Genomic DNA, 19,145 nt, shown 5'->3' with positions numbered 1-19,145 from the left:
GTGCGAGCAGAGTACGGGAAATCAACTGGTCTGACCAGTGGACTGGCCTCCCGGCCAGGTGTTTTGGAGGTTCTATGCACGCCGGCCCGAACGCCGTACCGACCGACCCGCCCGACACCGCGCAGTACGCCCCGCCGACCGGCATCGCGATCGACGAAGCCGCGGCCGTCGCCTTCACCCAGGACCTGATCCGGCTGCGTACGGTCAACGCCACCGGCGCCACCGATGTCGAACGGCCGGCCGCCGACCTGGTCGCCGCGCTGTTCACGGAGTTCGGCTGGCAGCACGAGGTGGTGGAGGTCGCGCCGGGCCGGCCGAACGTCATCGCCGTGGTGGACGGCAAGGGCGGTGAAGGGCCGACCCTGATGTTCGAGGGCCACACGGATGTGGTCACCGAGGGCGATCCGGCGGCGTGGAGCGTCGACCCGTACGGCGCGGAGATCCGCGACGGCAAGCTGTGGGGCCGGGGCGCCGCGGACATGAAGTCCGGGGTGGCCGCCATGATTTACGGCGTACGGGCGCTTCAGCAGGCCGGACCGTTCCCCGGGCGGATCGTCCTCGGCGTGCTGTGCGACGAGGAAGGCATGATGCTCGGCGCCAAGGCGTTCGCCGCGTCGCCGCTCGCCGCGGAGATCGACGGAGTGATCGTCTGCGAGCCGGAGGGGTACGAGGTGTGCACCTCGGCCCGCGGCGGCATCCGGCTCCGGCTGGAGCTGACCGGAGTGATGGCACACGGCGCGATGCCGCAGGAGGGCAAGAACCCGATCGTCGCGGGGGCCCGCATCGTGGAGGCGCTCGGCCGCGCCCAGACCTGGGCCGAGGTCCGCTTCGGCACGCACCCGCACGCCGGCAGCGTCACCGTCACCCCGACCGTGCTGCACGGCGGCGACCCCGACCAGCTCAACGTCATCCCGGCGCACGGCCTGGTAGGCGTCGACGTACGGACGATCCCGGGCACGGACCACGCCGAGCTGATCGACCGCATCCGCCACGAGGCCGAGGAAGCCGCGGCGACGGCCGGCGTCACGGTCGGGCTGACCGTCGTCGACGACCGCCCGGCGATCGAGATCGCCGAGGACCACCCGGTGGTGGCCGGGCTGGTGGCGGCGCACGAACGGGTGCACGGCGCCCCGCCGCCCTTCGGGGCCGTGCCCGGCACCACCGACGGCACGGTGCTGACCCGGGACGCCGGCCTGCCCACGGTCGTCTACGGGCCCGGTGGCAAGTGGATCGCCCACCAGAAGGACGAGTACGTGGAGGTCCGCGAGATCGGCGAGTACACCCGGGTGTACGCGGAGGCGGCGCGGCACTTTCTGACCCAGGGGGTGCGCCGCGATGACGCCTGAGGAGCTCACCGGACGCTTCCCCGAAGGGCTGCCCATCGGCGACGCCTGGTTGCCCGCGCCCGCCACCGCACCCGTCACCTTTCCGTACGACGGCAGCGAGGTCGCGCAGGCGCCCGTCGGTGACGAGGCACTGGCGCGGCGCGCGGTGGAGCACGCGGCGGCGCTCCGTAAGGACGTGGCGTGGCTGCCCACCCGGGTCCGGCGCCGGGTGCTCGGAGGCGTGGCGGCAGCGCTCGCCGAGGTCGCGCGCCCCATGGAGGACCTGCTCGTACTGGAGACGGGCAAGCCGCGCGTGGACTGCCGTACAGAGGTGCAGCGCGCGGTCGCCACGTGGGAGGCGGCGGCCGACGAGGTGGCCCATATCCACGGCGAGACTGTGCCGCTGGACCTGCTGCCCTCCGGGGACGGCATGACCGGCTTCTGGACCCGCCGCCCGATCGGCGTCGTGGTGGGCATCGCGGGCTTCAACTACCCGATGCTGCTGGCCTCCCACAAGATCGCGCCCGCCCTCGCGGCCGGCTGCCCCGTCGTCGTCAAGCCCGCCCCCGCCACCCCGCTCGCCACGCTCTGGCTGGTCCACCTGGTCCGCGAGCAACTGGCCGCGGCCGCGGCACCGGTGGGCGCGGTGCAGCTGGTCACGGGTGACGCGGCGGTGGGCCGCACGCTCACCACGCACGCCGCCGTGGCCGCCGTCTCCTTCACCGGCTCCGCCGCGATCGGCCACCGCATCGCCCGGGACGCCGCGCCCCGCAAGGTCGTCCTCGAACTGGGCTCCAACGCCGCCCTCGTGGTGGCCGCCGACGCCGACCTCGACGCGGCGGCCGACGCCGTGCTCCGCGGCGGCTACTACGCCTCGGGCCAGGCGTGCATCGCCGTCCAGCGGGTGATCGCGGTCGAGGAGATCGCCGAGGAGCTGGAGAAGCGGATCGCCGAACGGCTCGCCGAGGTCGTGGTCGGCGACCCGCGCGAGGAGACGACGCGGGTGTCCGCGCTCATCGACGAGGCGGCAACCGACCGGGTGCTCACCTGGATCGAGGAGGCCCGCGCGGCCGGCGCACGGGTGGTCGCCGGGGGCGTGCGGGAAGGGCGCTGCCTCACGCCCGCGCTGCTCGCCGAGGTGCCCGGCGGGCTGCCCGCCTGGGACGAGGAGATCTTCGGGCCGGTCGTCGCGCTGCGTACGGTGCCGGACCTGGACGCCGCGTACGCGCTGGTCAACGACTCGCGGTACGGCCTGCACGCCGCGGTCTTCACCCGCGACCTGGGCGCCGCGTTCACGGCGATCGACGCGCTCGACGTGGGCGGCGTCGTCATCAACGAAGTACCGGGTTACCGCAGCGATGTGGCCCCGTACGGCGGCGTGAAGGACTCCGGCATCGGGCGCGAGGGCCCGCGCTTCGCCATCGAGGAGCTGACGGTGACGCGGATGGCGGTGATCCGGACATGACCGCGCACCACGAGGAACACACGCCGCCGACAGCCTATGAAGGAGCCGCATGACCTACGCGAACCTCTTCCGCCTGGACGGCCGGCACATCGTCGTCGTCGGCGGTGGCAGCGGCATCGGCCGCGAGGCCGTGCGGGCGCTGGCCGCGCACGGTGCGGACGTGACGGTCGCCGACCGCGACCTCAAGGGCGCGGCCGAGACCGCCCGGCTCGCCCAGGAGGAGCCGGCGGCGCCGGGCAGCCGCACGGGTACGGCGACCGCGTACGAGCTCGATGTGCTGGACGCCGACGCCGTGCGCGCGGCAGCCGCCGACTGGGGTGCCCCGGACGGCCTGGTCGTCACCGTCGGTGCCAACGTCCGCAAGCGGATCGCCGATTACACCCTGGAGGAGTTCGACCGGGTGGTCGCGCTGAACCTCCGCGCGCACTTCGCGCTCGTACAGGCCGTCGCCCCGGCCATGGCCGAGCGCGGCAGCGGCAGCGTTGTCGGGCTCGCCTCGATGCGCGCGGTACAGGTCGAGCCGGGCCAGAGCGTGTACGCGGCGTCGAAGGCGGGCCTGGTGCAGTTCCTGCGGACCGCGGCCGCCGAATGGGGGCCGCGCGGGGTGCGGTTCAACGCCATCGCGCCGGGCGTCGTGCGGACCCCGCTGACCGACCAGATCGCCGCCGACCCCGAGTGGTACGACGCGTACGCGCAGGCGTCCGCGCTCCGCCGGTGGGCGGGGGCGCACGAGCTGGCGGGCGCCGTGCAGTACCTGGTCTCGGACGCCTCCACCTTCGTCACCGGCAGCGTGCTGACCGTCGACGGTGGTTGGACCGCAGTCGACGGCCGGTACGAGCCCACGGTCTGACCGCCGTTCTGACCTGCGGTAACGTCCGAGCGGCCGGTGACCGCCGCACGTCACCCCGTACCCCTCGACCCCTCGAAGGAGCCCCATGTCGCACGCCCCCGAGGACCGCGGGCGGGAGGGCCCGGCGGAGGCCGGCGCGCACCCGCTCGACGGCCTGCCCGAAGTGAGCGCCCGGCGCCCCGCGCTGTGGCTGCTGCTCGTCCCGGCCGTCCTGTACTCCCTGGCGCCGCTCGTGGCGAACCGCATCGAGCCGCGCATCCTCGGCGTGCCGTTCCTGCTGTTCTGGATCCTCGCCGCCACGGTCATCAGCCCCCTCGTCATCTGGGCCGTCACCCGCCTGGACCCCGCCTACCGCACGGGCGCGGCCGAACCGCTGCCCGCGGAGCGGGAGACCGGCCGGGAGACCGAAGGAGGCGCCGCATGAGCAGTTCGGCAGCGATCGCGACGTCCATCTTCGGCCTCGCCATGGTCGCGACCATCGTCATCGGCATCCTCAGCGCACGCGGCCGGGACAAGGGCCTGTCCGAGTGGTCGGTGTCCAGCCGGGGCCTGGGCGTGCTCTTCATCTGGCTGCTGATGGCCGGCGAGACGTACACCAGCTTCTCCTTCCTCGGCACGGCCGGCTGGTCGTACTCCTTCGGCGTGCCGATCCTCTACCTCGTCGCGTACCTCACCGTCGGCTTCGCGGTGGCGTACGTCGTCGGCCCGGCCATCTGGACGTACGCCAGCAGGCACGGCCTGATCTCCATCGCGGACATGGCCGAACACCGCTTCCGCTCCCGGCCCGTGGGCATCCTGGTCGCGGTGATCGCCACGGTCTTCCTCGTGCCGTACATCCAGGTGCAGATCCAGGGCATGGGCGTCGTCGTCAACGCGATGACGTACGGGAGCGTGGACCTGCGGGTCGCCGCGGTCATCTCGTTCGTCGTCGCCGAGGTCTTCATCCTGGTGTCCGGGCTGCGCGGCTCGGCGTGGGTCAGCGCGCTCAAGGACGTCCTGGTCATCGGCGCGGTGGTCTTCCTCGCGGTGTACGTGCCGATGCACTACCTCGACGGCTTCGGCGACTTCATGCACCGCATGGTCGCGGAGAAGCCCGAGTGGCTGACCTTCCCAGGGCATGAATCCGGCGGCCGGGACGCGGTCTGGTTCATCAGCACACTGCTGCTCAACGCCGTGACCATCACGATCTTCCCGACCACCGTCGCCGGTTACCTCAGCGCGCGCGACCCCAACGCACTGCGCCGCAATGCCGTACTGCTGCCCTGGTACCAACTCCTGCTCTTCGTCCCGATGATGATCGGCGCCACCGCGCTGTTCGTCATGCCGACCCTCGGCAATCCGGACCTGGCGCTGTTCAGCCTGGTCACCGACTCGCTCCCGGCGCCCGCCGTGGCCATCATCGGTGTCGCGGGCGCGCTCTCCGCCATCGTCCCGATGAGCGTGTTCATGCTCGCCATCGGCACGCTGTGGGGCCGCACGCTGCTCGGCGGCGGCAACGGCGCCGACCCGCGCAGCCGCCGTACGGGCGCCGCGCCCGCCGACGACGTCCGCACCAAGCGCCTCTCCCAGCTGGTCTGTCTGATCGCCGGGCTGATCGCGCTGGCGGGCGCGCTCTTCTACCCGAACACACTGGTCCAGCTCTCGGTCCTGTCGTACGAGGGCGTGGCCCAGCTGGTGCCGACCGTGCTGCTCGCGCTGTTCTGGCGGCGGATGTCGAAGGCCGGCGCGGTGGCGGGCCTGCTCACTGGGCTCGCGGTGGTGGTGGCCCTGTGGGCCACCGGCAACGACCCCTGGCACGGCATCAACGGCGGCATCATCGGCCTGGCCGTGAACCTCGCCGTGACCGCGGCCGTCACCTTCGCCGGCCCCGCGGGACACCAGCGCGTGCCACAGGTGACGGCCGACGCCACCCCGGCCCCGGCCACTCCGAAGGAGGCTCCGTGATCGACGAGACCACCCCCGTACTCCACCGCGCCGCCCACATCGTCAGCCAGCGCGAGAGCGGCCCCGAGCCCGAGGCGTTCGCCGTCGCGGAGGGCCGTGTCCGGGCGACCGGGTCGATCGCCGAGCTGCGCGATCGCTTCCCCGGCGCGCCGGAGATCGACCACGGCGGCGCCACCGTCGTCCCCGGCCTCAACGACGCGCACATCCATCTCGCGATGGCCGCCACCGACCTGCTCCACCTCGACCTGTCGGCCGCCGCGGTCCCGAGTACTGACGCACTGCTCGCCGCCGTGACCGCCGAGGCGGGCCGCGCGGCAGCGGGGGAGTGGGTGCGCGGCAGCCGGTACGACGACGTCAAGACCGGGCGGATCACCCGCTGGGACCTGGACCGCGCGGCGCCCGACCACCCCGCCCTCGTCGTCCATGTCGCGGGCCACTGGGGCGTCGTCAACTCCACCGCGTTGCGTGCCCTCGGCATCGACGAGGAGACCCCGGCCCCGGACGGCGGCGACTACGGGCGCGCCGCCGACGGCCGCCTCGACGGACGGCTGATCGAACGCGCCCTGATGAACGTCGTCTACCCGGCCACAGCCCGCGGCGAGTCGCCGCTCACCCCCGCCTCCCCGGACGACCGGCTGCGCGGCCTGCTGCGCGCCCAGGAGCTGTGGCACGCCGCCGGGCTCACCTCGATCTGCGACGCGCTGATCGCCGCGGACGACATCGCCCTGCTGCGCACCGCGCGCGACCAGGGGCGGCTGACGATGCGTACGGGCATGCTGCTCTCCATCGACCACTACGCCAAGGCCCGCGCGCTCGGCGTCGGCAGCGGCTTCGGCGACGACCTGCTGCGCTTCGTCGGCGTCAAGGCGTTCCTGGACGGCGCGATCGGCGGCCGGACCTGTCTGCTGGCCGAGCCGTACGCCGATCCCGAGTGCGGCGGGCACGGTATCCAGACCACCTCGACCGAGGAACTGTTCGCGCAGGTACGACAGGTGCACGCGGACGGCAACCGCATCGGCGTGCACGCCAACGGCGACGCCGCGATCCGCCTGGTCCTGGACGCCTTCGAAGCGGCGCAGCGCGAGCTGCCGCGCCCCGGGCTGCGCCACCGCATCGAACACTGCACGCTCATCGACGACGCGATCCTCGCCCGGATGAAGGCGCTGGACGCGATTGCCGTGCCGTTCGCCGGGTACGCCGGCTACCACGGCGGGGCGCTCAACACTTGGTACGGCCCGGAGCGTACGGAGCGGATGTTCGCGCACCGCTCGTTCCTGGACGCGGGCGTCACCGTCGCAGGCTCCTCGGACTACCCCTGCGGCCCGTACGAGCCGCTCCTCGGCCTGCAGTCGATGGTCACCCGCGAGGGCATCGAGGACGGCGCGGAGGTCGGCCCCGCCCAGCGGGTCACCGCCGCCGAGGCGCTGCGGATCTTCACCCTCGGCTCGGCCGAGGCGGAGGGCACGGCGCACCACAAGGGCCGGATCGCCCCCGGCCACCTCGCCGACTTCACCGTACTGGGCGAGAACCCACTGACCGCCGACCCGCACGGCATCGCCGCGATCCCGGTACGCGCGACGTACGTGGGCGGCGAGTGCGTACACGAGGAGGCCACCCGATGACCGAGTCCGACGCCACGGTCACCTTCGAAGTACCGGGGCTCGCCGAGCCGGTGGAGATCCTGGTCGACCGCTGGGGTGTGCCGCACCTCTACGCCGCTTCGCGCGAGGATCTCTTCCTCGCGCAGGGGTTCAATGCGGCCCGCGACCGGCTCTTCCAGATAGACCTGTGGCGGCGGCGCGGCCTCGGGCTGCTGGCGGAGGTCCTCGGCCCCGAGTACGCCGAACACGACCGTGCCGCGCGGCTGTTCCTCTACCGCGGCGACATGGCGGCCGAGTGGCAGGCGTACGGCCCGGACACCGAGCGGGTCACCACCGCCTTCGTGCACGGCATCAACGCCTTCGTCACCCTCTGCAGAACCCAACGTGCTTACCTGCCACCGGAGTTCCGGCTGCTGGACTACGAACCGGCGTACTGGGAGCCCGCCGACGTCGCCCGCATCCGCAGTCACGGGCTCTACTACAACCTCCACGACGAGGTGCAACGCGCCCTCACACTGCGCGACTTCGGGCCCGAGGTCGAGGAGCTGCGCAAGGTCCGCGAGCCCGCGCACGAGCTGCGCGTACCGGAGGGCCTGGACCTCTCCGTCATCCCGGACGACGTGCTGCGCGTGTACCGGATGGCGACCACCCCGCCGTGGGCCGCCAACGCGCCGCGCCAGGGCATCGACGGCAGCAACAACTGGGTGCTCGCCCCGTCCCGCACCGCCACCGGCCGCCCGCTGCTGGCCAACGACCCGCACCGCGCCGTCACCCTCCCCGCGCTGCGCTACCTCGCCCACCTCTCGGCCCCCGGCCTCGACGTCATCGGCGCGGGCGAGCCGGCCCTGCCCGGCGTCTCCATCGGCCACAACGGCCGCCTCGCCTTCGGCCTCACGATCTTCCCCATCGACCAGGAGGATCTGTACATCTACCGGACCGACCCCGCCGACCCGAAGCGCTACGCCTACGGGGACGGCTGGGAGGCGATGACGAAGGTCACCGAGACGATCCCGGTGCGCGGCGGCGAGCCCGTCACCGCCGACCTGTGGTTCACCCGGCACGGCCCGGTCATCGACGAACGCCCCGACCGCGCCGCCGCGTTCGCGGTCCGCGCCGCCTGGCTGGAGCCGGGCATGGCCCCCTACCTCGGCAGCATGGACTACATGGGCGCGGCCGGGCCCGATGCCTTCGTCGCCGCCATGGAGCGGTGGGGCGCGCCCGGCGAGAACCAGGTGTACGCATCCCCGGACGGCACGACCGGCTGGCGCCCGGCCGGGCGCGTCCCCGTGCGCCGCGGCTGGGACGGCACGCTCCCGGTGCCCGGCGACGGCCGGTACGAATGGGACGGGCACCATCCGGTCGGCGCGCTGCCCTCCGTACGGGACCCGGAGGACGGCTGGTTCGCCACGGCCAACCAGAACAACCTCCCCGCGGAGTACCCGAACGCCGAGCGGACCGTCACCTACGACTGGTACGCGCCCTACCGCCACCAGCGCATCGCGGAGGTGCTGGACGCGCGGTCGGACTGGACCGCGGCGGACTGCGTGGCCCTGCAGAACGACTACGTGAGCCTGCCCGCGCGGCTCATCCAGCCGCTGCTGGCGGATCTGACGGCGGACGACCACCGGGTCGCCGAAGGGCTGAAGCTGCTGCGGGACTGGGACGCGTCGCTCGACGCGGACTCGCCCGCCGCCGCGCTCTTCGAGATCTGGTACCGCCGTCACCTCCGCCCGGAGCTGCTGCGCCGGGCCCTCGCCCGGCTGCTCCCGGCGGACCGGGTGGCGGCGGCGCTGGCCCGCGTGCTGCCTGCCGAGGATGCCAGCGCCGACGCCCGGGTCGACCTCTCGCTGCTGCTGGCGCCGGGGGACCGGCTCGGACCCGACCCGGATGCGGCGATCCGTACCGCGATACTCAGCAGCCTCGGCCCCGCGATGGCGGAGACCGCGGAGCTGCTCGGGCCCGATCCTGGGGCGTGGCGATGGGGCGCGCTCCATCAGGCGCATCCCCACCACCCCCTCGCCAAGCTGCTCGGCGAGGAGGCCGCCGGTTGGTCCTCGGTGGGTCCCGCGCCGCGCGGCGGCAGCGGGGACACGGTCTCGGCGACGGCGTACGGTCCCGGCTTCCGGCAGTCCGGCGGCGCGACGTTCCGGCTGGTCGTGGACGTCGGCTCGTGGGACGACTCGGTGGCGATGAACGCGCCCGGCCAGTCCGGCGACCCGGGCAGCCCGCACTACCGGGACCTGTTCGAGCCGTGGGCGGCGGACGGGGCGTTCCCGCTGCTGTACTCGCGCGAGCGGATCGAGGAGCACACGACGCGGCGGATCACACTCGTACCGGGCTCCGCCCCGGAGGAGTGACCGGCGTCCTGGAAAGCGGGGCGCTCACTCCGCGAAGAGCGCGTCCAAGTACACCCACGCGCCGTCGTGCCGGACGAAGCGGCTGTGTTCGTGCAGCGCGTCCTCCGCGCCGCCGTACCGGAACCGCGCCCGGAATTCGACGGTGCCGGTGGTGTGGAACGCGCTGCCCTCGGACGTCCCCAGGATCTCCAGGCCCAGCCAGCGCTGCCCCGCGTCGAACTCGATGCGGGGCGGCCGGGTGTCCGGATGCCAGGTCCGCAGCAGGTATGCCTCGTCGCGGACCACGAAGGCGCTGTACCGCGAGCGCATCAGCCGCTCGGCGGTGGGTGCCGCTGTCCCGGCGTGGCACCGCCCGCAGCACTCCCCGTACGGGGCGGACAGGCCGCAGGGACAGGGCGAGGACGCGGTGATCGCAGGGGCTGCGGCTTGCTTGGGGCGCGGGGTACGGCGACGGGACATGCGCCTATTCTGCCGGGCCGCCGGGCGGACACATCCCGGACGCCGTGTCTCGGCATCCGAGACGGCGTTACATGGGGCTTACACCCGGTATTACCGTGGAGCGCATGTTCGGACCCGCCAGTGTGCTCACGCTCGCGCTCTTCGCGGCGACGCCGTGGGACGTCGACGACGCGCTCTGTACCCGCTGACGCCCCCTGTCCGGCCATTCCCCCCTGGTACGACCGTACGTACCGCATCCCTCCCACGGAGACCCACGTGACGACCGCCTCCCCCGCCGGGGCGGCCGAGGCGCCGCCTCGTACCGGCGCCCTGCTCACCCCGGCACCCACCCGCACGCCCGCGCCCGAGGCCGACCCCGCGCCGCCCGTCCGCCGGACGCCCCTGGTGGTCGCGGGGCTGATCGGCGCCGGGCTCAGCGCCTACGTGTGGAGCGCCCACGGCGCCAAGCCCGGCATCCTGCTGCTCCTCGGCATCGGCCTGGGCTTCGCCCTCTTCCACTCCCGCTTCGGCTTCACCTCCGCCTGGCGGCAGCTGATCGCCGTCGGCAACGGCACCGGGCTGCGCGCCCACGCCCTGCTGCTCGGCACCACGGCGACGCTCTTCGCGCTGCTCATCGGCACCGGCACCGGCCTGTTCGGCTCGGTACCGGCGCCCAGCGCGGGACCGCTGGGCGTCGCCCTGCTGGTCGGCGCCTTCCTCTTCGCCGTCGGCATGCAGCTCGGCGGCGCCTGCGCCTCCGGCACCCTCTTCGCCGTCGGCTCGGGGCAGAGCACCATCGTGCTCACCCTGGGCGGCTTCATCGCCGGCTCGACGCTGGCCGCCTGGCAGTGGGACCTCTGGCGCGATCTGCCCGCCTTCGACCCGGTGCTCTTCTCCGACCACCTCGGCTGGGCGGGCTCCTGGGCGCTGACCATCGCCCTGCTCGCCGTGATCGTGCTGGTCACCCGGCGCGTCCAGGCCCGCCGCAACCCGCCGCCGGTCGGCACCCCGCCGTCCGCGCGCACCACCCTGGCCCGCATCTTCCGCGGCTCCTGGACCCTGTGGGCCGGTGCGCTGGTGCTCGCCGTTCTCGGCGCGGGCGTGCTGCTGGTCTCGGGCGGCGCATGGGGCGTGACCAGCGCCTTCGCGCTGTGGGGCTCGAAGCTGGTGGGGCTGCTCGGCGGCTCCCCCGAGACCTGGGCGTTCTGGCAGGACCCGAAGAACGCCGCCTCGTACGCGGGCCCGGTCCTCGCCGACAAGACCAGCCTGACCGACCTCGGCATCATGATCGGCGCCGCGGTCGCGGCCGCCGCGGGCGGCGTCTGGAAGCTGCACCGCGGCCTGCCCGCCCGCACCGCGCTCGCCGCCGTGCTCGGCGGCATCCTGATGGGCATCGGTGCCCGGATGGCCGGCGGCTGCAACATCGGCGCGTACCTCGCCGGCATCGCCTCCGGCAGCCTGCACGGCTGGATCTGGGGCGCGGCGGCCCTGGTCGGCACCTGGGCGGGGCTCCGGCTGCGCCCGGCCTTCGGCCTCGGCAACCCGAAGCCGGGGGACGGCGTCTGCTGAGCGCCCGACACGGACACAGAGCGGCGGCCGCCGGGGAAGCTCCCCGGCGGCCGCCGCCGTCACTGCGAGTACGTGTGCTCACAGCTCCTGGATGCGGATATTGCGGTACGAGATGACATCACTCGTACCGTGGACCTGGAGGCCGACGTAGCCGGAGGCGTAGCGCCGGCCGTCGGTGCCCGGGTCGTCGGAGCGCGGCGGGTAGAAGCTCTGCCCGCCCGTGTTGTCGAACTCGTTGATCAGCTTGCCGTTGCGGTAGATCTCGTAGTGCTGGTCGGTCACCCGGATCTCGTAGTCGTTCCAGGTGCCCTTGGGCGTGACCCCGGCGCCGCCGAGGCCGACCCGGTCGAAGCCGTAGATCGAGCCCGTCTTGTACATGTCGCCGTCCGGCCGGTCCAGGATCTGGACTTCGTGTCCGTACTTGATGGCGACCCACTCCGGACGGGACTCCTCGGGGTGGTCGTGCACGTCCGGGAAGCGGACGAAGACCCCGCCGTTGGCGTTGCCGGTGCCCGGCGCGTCGTCCCGGAACTGCAGCTTCAGCGAGAAGTCGTCGAAGCGCCGCTCGGGGAACCACAGCATGCCCATGCCGTCGACCGTCGTACTGCTGGTCATGGCGCCGTCACCGGTGAGCGAGAAGGCACCGCCGCCCACGTGCTGCCACTTCTCGAAGGACGCCTGCGTCCCGTCGAAGAGGTCGCGGTAGCCGGTGTGCTGTCCGGGCTTGCCGATGCCGGACTGGCGGGCCGCCTTGTTGATCGCGCGGTACTCCCGCTTGTCGATCACCCCTTCCTTCAGCAGCTTGTCGGTCACCTCCGTGACGTGCTTGAGGAAGAGCGCCTGCGAGGACCAGTCCTTCTCGTCCTCGATCAGCTCGTTGATCGTGCAGCGGTTGCCGGTGACCCGGTTCGGTACTCCCGTGTCGACCGTGCCGACGATGACGGTCAGCCGCTCGTCGTGCTCGGGGCAGGGCGGCGCGGGCACCCCGCCGCCCGTGGCGACGGTGAAGGAGACCGTCCGCGCGGGCGAAGTGTTGCCCGCCTTGTCGGTCGCCCGGTGCGCGAGCGAGTGGTACCCCACCCGGTCGACGATCACCGGTGTTTCGTATGCGATGTACGGCCCACCGTCGAGTGAGTACTCCGTCTTCGCCACGCCGGAGCCCTCGTCGGTGGCCGTGAGGGTCACCGTCGCCTTCCCGATGTAGGCGCCGTCCGAGTTCTTGTCGCCCTCGACCTTCGCCGCGGTGTCCGGCGGGGTGGTGTCCTCGGGCGGCGGCGCGACGACGGTGAAGTCCACGGACTTCTCCGCGGCCGCGTTGCCGGCCTTGTCGGCGGCCCGGTAGCGGACCTTGTGACTGCCCGCCTCGTGGACCATCACCGGCGCGGTGTACGGCTGCCAGGCACCGTCCCCGAGCGCGTACTCGATGGTGTTGACCCCCGACCCGGTGTCGGACGCGCTGACGGTGACCGTCGCCATGCCGATGTAGGCGCCGTCCGCGTTCTTCTCACCGGACACGGTCGCGCTCGTCTCCGGCGGGGTCGTGTCGTCCGTCGGTGGCGCGACGACAGTGAAGTCCACGGACTTCTCCGCCGCGACATTGCCCGCCTTGTCGGCCGCCCGGTAACGGATCTTGTGCGTACCGACCTGGTCGACCACGAGCGGCGCGGTGTACGGCTGGAAGCCGCCATCGCCCACTGCATACTCGATACGGTCGACGCCCGACCCGTCGTCCGTCGCCGACACGCTCACGGTCGCGCTGCCCACATACGCGCCGTCGGCGTTCTTCTGCCCCTCGACCTTCGCCGAGGTCTCCGGCGCCGTACTGTCCTCGCTGCCGCCGTCGGTGACGACGAGGATGCCCTGCATCTGCTCGTGGCCGGGGATCGTGCAGTGGTAGCGGTACTTGCCGGGCGTGAGCGTGACCTCGGCGGTGTGCTTGCCGCCCGAGGAGTCACCGGGGTTGGCCAGGATGTTGAGGCTGACGTCCTGGTTGTACTCCGGGTCGGAGACGTCGAAGGTCAGGGTGTGCGGCATGCCCATCGTGTTGCCGGTGGCCTCGCTGTTCTCGAAGACAATGGTCGTCTTCCCGGCCACCGCGGTGGTGGGCGCCGAGGCGTACTTGGTGATGTCGTCGCCCGCCGTCCAGGTCAGCACCTGCTGCTCCGCGGCGGGCGCGGGCTGCCCGTAGGCCGCCGTGGCGCCCACACCGAGCAGCAGGAAGAGCACGGACAGCAGAGCGGTCAGCCGCCGGTTCATTTGACCGCCTTCCGGGCCAGGTCCGCGGGGAGCGGAGTTGCCGGGCCGCCGTGGTAAGTGATGTGCCACAGTGCGGACTTGGCGTCGTGGGTGAAGAAGCCGCGCCCGTAGTCCAGGACGTAGAGCGAGCCGTCGGGCGCGAACGTCCAGCCCATCAGGTTGCGGATGCCGTCGGCTCCGACCGGGATGATCTTGTCCAGGGTCTCGGCGTGCACGGGCAGCCCGCCCGATCCCGCCGTCTTCGGGTCCATGACGACCGCGTTCCGCGGCTGCTCACCGTCGTAGAAGTCGCCCACGAACCACTTGCCGTCCCAGTACTGGGGCCAGGCGTTCTTGCCCGCCGTCTGCGCGTCGTAGCGGTAGATCGGGCCGTCCATCGCGGCCTGCCCGCCGCCCTTGAGCCAGGGCAGCAGGAACTTCTGCTCGGACTTCTTGTAGCTGGGCACACCGTTGGCATCGCGCGGATAGTCCGGGCCGCCGCCGGCGGGGGCGTACCAGATGTTGTTGGGCTCGGCGGGCGGGATGTTGACCAGTCCGTCGTTGTTGGGCGACTCGTTCTTGAGGTTGTCGCAGTCGTACCAACCCAGCGGCTTGCTCGGGTCGGGCAGGTTGCGGTCGCGGTAGGGCTGGTTGTTGCCCATGCAGAACGGCCAGCCGCGGTTGGAGGCATGGGTGATCGCGGCGAACGTGTCGTACTTCGCCGGGCCCCAGGTCTCGCTCGGGTCGGTCGCGTCCGGGCCGACCCAGCCCGCGTAGAGCGTGTCGGTCTTCTTGTCGACGGAGATGCGGGAGGGGTTGCGGACGCCCATCACGTAGATCTCGCCGCGGGTCTTGCCGCCGCCCTCGTCGGTCTCCTTGCCCGTGAAGAGATTGCCCTCGGGCAGGGTGTACGTGCCGTCGTCCTCGGGGTGGATCCGCAGGATCTTCCCGTTGAGGTTGTTGGTGTTGCCCGCGGTGCGGCGGGCGTCGGCGAACGACACGCCCTTGAAGTTCGGCTCCGGGTTGTTTCCCGAGTAACCGTCGCTGAACTGGCTGGAGTTGTTGTCGCCGGTGGCGATGTAGAGGTTGTCCTTGGAGTCCCACGCCATGCCGCCGCCCGAGTGGCAGCAACTGTGGATCTGCACCGGCCACTTCAGCAGGACCTTCTCCGAGGACAGGTCCAGCTTGTTCGTCTTCGGATCCATCGTGAAGCGGGAGACGCGGCGCTCGGCCATGTGCGTGTCGCGATTGATCTCCGAGTGCGGCGTGTAGTGCAGATACACCCACCCGTTGGCGAGGTAGTCCGGGTCCAGCTCGATGCCGAGCAGCCCCTCCTCGTTCTTGACCAGCTCACCGCCGCCGCCCTTGTTGCCGAAGACGGTGACCTCGCCCGCGAGCGTGACCTTCTTCGTCTCGGGGTCGTAGACGTGGACGGTGCCCTTGCCCTTGCCGATGTCCGGGTTGTTCCAGTCGGTGATCACGGGCGCGTCGGAGCCCTCGCCGCCGCGGCCGATGTAGAAGACCCGGCCGTCCTTGGCGGTCACCACACCGTGCGGCTCGCCGATCTGGTCGTGCTGCCCGGGCTGATTGGGCTGAGTGACCCGCTCGGCCTTGTAGTTGGCGGCGATGGTGGCCTGGCAGTCGGCGCGGGCCAGCCGGGTGGTCCACAGCAGCGCGCCGCGCAGATGGGCGCGGAAGTCCGTCTCCTGGAAGCCGGCGGCGGTGCCGCCCATGCCGGTGTAGAAGGACCGCCCGCCATCGTAGTCACGGCACCAGGAGATGGGATGGTCGGCGCCGGTCGCCCCGGCACCCGGCCGGAATGTGGTCTCCCGTACACGAGCGACTGTATGCACTGAACCGCTCGGGTTCTCCGCCCAGTTGAGCCACCGGTCGGGGCGCTTCCACTCCAGCGGCAGGCTCTTGGTGGCGGGGTTGTCCCGGTCGCCGACCTCGACGGTGGCGCGCTGGATGTTGTCCGTACCCCCCGTGGGGCGGGCGCCGATCAGGCCGGTGAACCAGTCGGAGTACGGCTCGGCGCGCGCCGCGTTGTGGATGCCGACGAACCCGCCGCCGGCCTCCATGTAACTCTCCAGCCCCGCCTCCTGCTCGGGATCGAGCACATCGCCGCCGCCGGTCAGGAAGACGACCGCGTTGTACCGGCCGAGCCGGGGCTTGGTGAAGATCGAAGGGTCGGCCGTGGCCTCGATCGTGAAGTGTTCGGCGGCCGGTCCCTGCCGCCCGATCTTCTCGATGGCCTCGATACCGGCGTTCACCGTCGGCGGTTCCTCGCCCGCCGAGGCGTGGAAGACCAGGACGCGGACGTTCTCGCCACCGGGCGGCGAGGGCAGTGCGAGTTCGGGTACGGACGGCTCCGGTGGGGCCCCGGCCAGCGCGGGGGTTCCGCCCAGCAGGGCCGCCGTGACGGCCAACGTGGACAGCCCGGCCGTCCGTCTCAGCCGTCCGGTGGTGGTGCGTTTCTGACGTGGTGCGCGACGCATGGTTCACCCACCCCTCTGAGGACACAGCTGTGCCGTGAAGACACAGCGACAGCCGACGAAGCTAGACCTCTTTCGGCGGCCCGCCAATAGCTATGACCGCAACTCACCAAACTTTGTCCTTGCCGTGGATAAACGAAGATCACGGCGCTACCGTCCCAAGCGGCGCACTGCCGAGAGCGCTTTCTGCGAGGGGAGCACGATGACCGAGACAGCCGAAAACTCCACCGTGCGGGGCACGTTCAGCCGCCGGCTGTTCGCGGGCGGGGCAGCCGCCGCGGCACTCGGCACGATCGGCCTGGCCCCCACGGCCTCGGCCACCGCGCCCGCCGCCGCGCCCGCCGCCGCGCCTCAGGGCACCGTCCGCCGGGCAGGCGCCGGCGGCGAGGTGAAGCACCTGAAGCTCTACATGGAGCAACTCCCCGACGGGAAGCTCGGCTACGGCCTGGAGAAGGGCAAGGCCACCATCCCCGGCCCGCTCATCGAGTGCACCGAAGGCGACACCCTGCACATCGAGGTCACCAACACCCTCGATGTCGCGGCCAGCCTGCACGTCCACGGCGTGGACTACGACACCGCCAGCGACGGCACGAAGATGAACCGCAGCCACATCGAGCCGGGCGGCACCCGCACCTACACCTGGCGCACGCACGCCCCCGGCAGACGCAAGGACGGCACCTGGCGTCCCGGCAGCGCCGGTTACTGGCACTACCACGACCATGTCGTCGGCACCGAGCACGGCACCGGCGGCATCCGCAAGGGCCTCTACGGCCCGGTCGTGGTCCGCCGGGAGGGCGACATCCTGCCCGACCCGGACCGCCAGTTCACCATCGTCTTCAACGACATGACCATCAACAACCTGCCGAAGGGGCCGGACTTCAAGGCCACCATCGGCGACCGCGTCGAGATCATCATGATCACGCACGGCGAGTACTACCACACGTTCCACGTGCACGGGCACCGCTGGGCCGACAACCGCACGGGCCTACTGGAAGGGCCGGACGACCCGAGCCGGATCGTCGACAACAAGATCACCGGCCCGGCCGACTCCTTCGGCTTCCAGTTCATCGCGGGGGAAGGGGTCGGCGCCGGCGCCTGGATGTACCACTGCCACGTCCAGAGCCACTCCGACATGGGCATGGCCGGCATGCTGCTGATCGCCAAGCCGGACGGCACGATCCCCGGCCACGACGGACATCACTGACCGCGGCAGCGCGCCGCCGGCTCACCCCACGTCGCCGGCCCCGTCCCCGTACCGGATCAGATCGGCGGCGCGCTCGGCGATCATCACGGTCGGGGCGTTGGTGTGGCCCCGGGTGATGTTCGGCATGACCGAAGCGTCCACCACCCGCAGGCCCTCGACGCCACGGACCCGCAGCGCCGGATCGGTCACCGCATCGTCGCCCGTGCCCATCCGGCAGGTGCCCACCGGGTGGTACAGCGTCTCCGCCAGCGCCCGCACCATGGCCTCGGTCCCGGCGTCGTCCGTGCGCTCCGGGCACGGCGGCAGCGCGCCGCCGACGTGCGGGCGCAGCGCCGCCGTGCCGTACAGCTCCTCGGCGACACGCACCCCCGCGACCATCCGCCGCAGGTCGGCCGGCGCGCTCAGGTACGCGGGCTCGATGCACGGCGGCGCGGCCGGATCGGCGTCGGTCAGCGTGATCCGGCCGTGGCTCTCCGGCTGCAGCAGTATGACCCCGATGGTCACGCCGTGCTGGGTCGGCGGAGTGAGGCCGTGGCCGACGAACGGCACGGGCGCGAAGATCAGCTCCAGGTCCGGTGCCGCCAGCTCGGGCGCGCTGCGTACGAACGCCACGGCCTCGCCGACGTTCGAGGTCAGCGGGCCGCGCCGGGCCAGCAGATAGCGCGCGATGTTGGCGGGCGTACCGGCACCGGTGAGGGTGACCGGGTGCTGCGCGTACCGCAGTACGGGCACGGAGAGATGGTCCTGCAAGTGCCGCCCGACGCCCGGCAGATCGGCCACCGGCGCGATCCCCAGCGTCTTGAGGTCCTCGGCGTCCCCGATGCCCGAGCGCAGCAGCAGCTGCGGGGAGCCGATTGCACCGGCGCTCAGCAGCACCTCGCGCCGGGCCCGCAGCACGCTGTCCGCCAGCTCCACCCCGCACGCCCGGTCCCCGTCGAAGAGAACGCGGCGCGCCTCGCGGTCCGTCAGCACCGTGAGGTTGGCGCGCCGCAGCGCGGGCCGCAGATAGCCGTCCGCCGTGCTCCAGCGCCGCCCGCGCCGCTGCGAGAGCGGGGTCGCCGCGCAGCCGCTGTGGTCGGGGCCGTTGAGCTCCGGCAGCAGCGGCAGGCCGGATTCCGTACAGGCGTCGAGGAAGGCGGTGGAGAGCGGGTGCAGATCGCGCGCCGGGGAGATCCACAGGGGACCGGCCGAGCCGTGCGCCGGTGCCTTCCGCGCCTCGCCGCCCGACGGCGGCCCCGCCCATCGCTCGGCCCGCCGGAAGTAGCGTACGACCTGGTCGTACGACCACTCCTCGCCCGCAGTCGCCGCCCAGGCGTCGTAGTCGTCGCGGTGCCCGCGCACCCACATCATCGCGTTCAGCGAGGACGAGCCGCCGAGGGTGCGGCCGCGCGGCCAGTACAGCGCCCGGCCGTCCAGCGCAGCCTGCGCGGTCGTACTGAAGTCCCAGTCGTACGCCGTCTTGAACAGCTTCGGGAAGGCCGCGGGGATGCGCACCTCCTGCCGGCGGTCCGGGCCGCCCGCCTCGACCAGCGCGACCCGCACCGTCGGGTCCTCGGAGAGCCGGGCGGCGAGCACACAGCCCGCCGAACCCGCCCCAACGACGATGTAGTCGTACGTGTAGTCGTACGCTCCCGAAGCCGCGTTCCCACGCACCGCTGACCG

General features: G+C 72.3%; 13 protein-coding genes. 9 read left to right on the top strand and 4 right to left on the bottom strand.

From position 1 onward, the window contains the following. The first annotated feature begins 74 nt into the window (after positions 1-74). From AB0I82_RS04820 to AB0I82_RS04790, 7 genes are all read left to right on the top strand, one after another. On the top strand, positions 75-1,346 hold the full coding sequence (locus AB0I82_RS04820; RefSeq protein WP_363255621.1) for a M20 family metallopeptidase: 1,272 nt from the start codon (positions 75-77) through the stop codon (positions 1,344-1,346). Continuing rightward, positions 1,336-2,790, top strand: a complete 1,455-nt coding sequence (locus AB0I82_RS04815) for an aldehyde dehydrogenase family protein (RefSeq protein WP_363255620.1) — start codon at positions 1,336-1,338, stop codon at positions 2,788-2,790. Before AB0I82_RS04820 ends, AB0I82_RS04815 begins: the two co-directional genes overlap by 11 nt. 49 nt (positions 2,791-2,839) lie before the next feature. Next, positions 2,840-3,640, top strand: coding sequence for an SDR family oxidoreductase (locus tag AB0I82_RS04810; RefSeq protein WP_363255619.1), 801 nt, complete (start codon positions 2,840-2,842; stop codon positions 3,638-3,640). Between the two features lie 85 nt (positions 3,641-3,725). Further along, a complete protein-coding gene (locus tag AB0I82_RS04805; protein ID WP_363255618.1) occupies positions 3,726-4,064 on the top strand; it encodes a DUF3311 domain-containing protein in 339 nt (112 codons plus the stop codon). Further along, positions 4,061-5,584 carry a sodium:solute symporter family protein gene (locus tag AB0I82_RS04800; protein WP_363255617.1) on the top strand — a complete coding sequence of 508 codons (1,524 nt, stop codon included), beginning with the start codon at positions 4,061-4,063 and terminating at the stop codon, positions 5,582-5,584. The genes AB0I82_RS04805 and AB0I82_RS04800 overlap by 4 nt, the downstream gene beginning before the upstream one ends. Beyond that, positions 5,581-7,206, top strand: coding sequence for an amidohydrolase (locus AB0I82_RS04795; RefSeq protein WP_363255616.1), 1,626 nt, complete (start codon positions 5,581-5,583; stop codon positions 7,204-7,206). The genes AB0I82_RS04800 and AB0I82_RS04795 overlap by 4 nt, the downstream gene beginning before the upstream one ends. Then, the gene (locus AB0I82_RS04790; RefSeq protein WP_363255615.1) at positions 7,203-9,542 is read left to right on the top strand and encodes a penicillin acylase family protein; all 2,340 of its coding nucleotides are present in this window, start codon (positions 7,203-7,205) and stop codon (positions 9,540-9,542) included. The genes AB0I82_RS04795 and AB0I82_RS04790 overlap by 4 nt, the downstream gene beginning before the upstream one ends. Before the next feature lie 24 nt (positions 9,543-9,566). Here the strand turns inward: AB0I82_RS04790 and AB0I82_RS04785 are convergent, their stop codons facing one another. Continuing rightward, positions 9,567-10,001, bottom strand: a complete 435-nt coding sequence (locus AB0I82_RS04785; RefSeq protein WP_363255614.1) for a YchJ family protein — start codon at positions 9,999-10,001, stop codon at positions 9,567-9,569. Positions 10,002-10,256: 255 nt separating this feature from the next. On the opposite strand from AB0I82_RS04785, the gene AB0I82_RS04780 reads away from it, so the two are divergent. Further along, on the top strand, positions 10,257-11,549 hold the full coding sequence (locus AB0I82_RS04780; protein ID WP_363255613.1) for a YeeE/YedE family protein: 1,293 nt from the start codon (positions 10,257-10,259) through the stop codon (positions 11,547-11,549). Between the two features lie 78 nt (positions 11,550-11,627). Here AB0I82_RS04780 and AB0I82_RS04775 read toward each other — a convergent pair whose 3' ends face one another. After that, a complete protein-coding gene (locus tag AB0I82_RS04775; protein WP_363255612.1) occupies positions 11,628-13,805 on the bottom strand; it encodes a family 16 glycoside hydrolase in 2,178 nt (725 codons plus the stop codon). Then, positions 13,802-16,282, bottom strand: a complete 2,481-nt coding sequence (locus tag AB0I82_RS04770) for a ThuA domain-containing protein (protein WP_363255611.1) — start codon at positions 16,280-16,282, stop codon at positions 13,802-13,804. The genes AB0I82_RS04775 and AB0I82_RS04770 overlap by 4 nt, the downstream gene beginning before the upstream one ends. Positions 16,283-16,481: 199 nt before the next feature. Between AB0I82_RS04770 and AB0I82_RS04765 the strand changes: the two genes are divergently transcribed. Then, a complete protein-coding gene (locus tag AB0I82_RS04765) occupies positions 16,482-17,483 on the top strand; it encodes a multicopper oxidase domain-containing protein (protein ID WP_363255610.1) in 1,002 nt (333 codons plus the stop codon). A 21-nt stretch (positions 17,484-17,504) separates the two neighbouring features. Here the strand turns inward: AB0I82_RS04765 and AB0I82_RS04760 are convergent, their stop codons facing one another. Next, on the bottom strand, positions 17,505-19,136 hold the full coding sequence (locus AB0I82_RS04760; protein WP_363255609.1) for a GMC family oxidoreductase N-terminal domain-containing protein: 1,632 nt from the start codon (positions 19,134-19,136) through the stop codon (positions 17,505-17,507). Between the last annotated feature and the right edge of the window lie 9 nt (positions 19,137-19,145).

This window comes from Streptomyces sp. NPDC050315, from assembly GCF_040655775.1.
Lineage (GTDB): Bacteria > Actinomycetota > Actinomycetes > Streptomycetales > Streptomycetaceae > Streptomyces.
This window is presented reverse-complemented; position numbering and strand designations above follow the sequence as displayed.

Excerpts from the sequence above, each read along its gene's own strand:
- AB0I82_RS04790 (WP_363255615.1), top strand. The coding sequence starts at position 7,203 with ATGACCGAGTCCGACGCCACGGTCACCTTCGAAGTACCGGGGCTCGCC.
- AB0I82_RS04775 (WP_363255612.1), bottom strand. The coding sequence starts at position 13,805 with ATGAACCGGCGGCTGACCGCTCTGCTGTCCGTGCTCTTCCTGCTGCTC.
- AB0I82_RS04770 (WP_363255611.1), bottom strand. The coding sequence starts at position 16,282 with ATGCGTCGCGCACCACGTCAGAAACGCACCACCACCGGACGGCTGAGA.
- AB0I82_RS04785 (WP_363255614.1), bottom strand. The coding sequence starts at position 10,001 with ATGTCCCGTCGCCGTACCCCGCGCCCCAAGCAAGCCGCAGCCCCTGCG.
- AB0I82_RS04820 (WP_363255621.1), top strand. The coding sequence starts at position 75 with ATGCACGCCGGCCCGAACGCCGTACCGACCGACCCGCCCGACACCGCG.
- AB0I82_RS04810 (WP_363255619.1), top strand. The coding sequence starts at position 2,840 with ATGACCTACGCGAACCTCTTCCGCCTGGACGGCCGGCACATCGTCGTC.
- AB0I82_RS04765 (WP_363255610.1), top strand. The coding sequence starts at position 16,482 with ATGACCGAGACAGCCGAAAACTCCACCGTGCGGGGCACGTTCAGCCGC.
- AB0I82_RS04815 (WP_363255620.1), top strand. The coding sequence starts at position 1,336 with ATGACGCCTGAGGAGCTCACCGGACGCTTCCCCGAAGGGCTGCCCATC.
- AB0I82_RS04800 (WP_363255617.1), top strand. The coding sequence starts at position 4,061 with ATGAGCAGTTCGGCAGCGATCGCGACGTCCATCTTCGGCCTCGCCATG.
- AB0I82_RS04805 (WP_363255618.1), top strand. The coding sequence starts at position 3,726 with ATGTCGCACGCCCCCGAGGACCGCGGGCGGGAGGGCCCGGCGGAGGCC.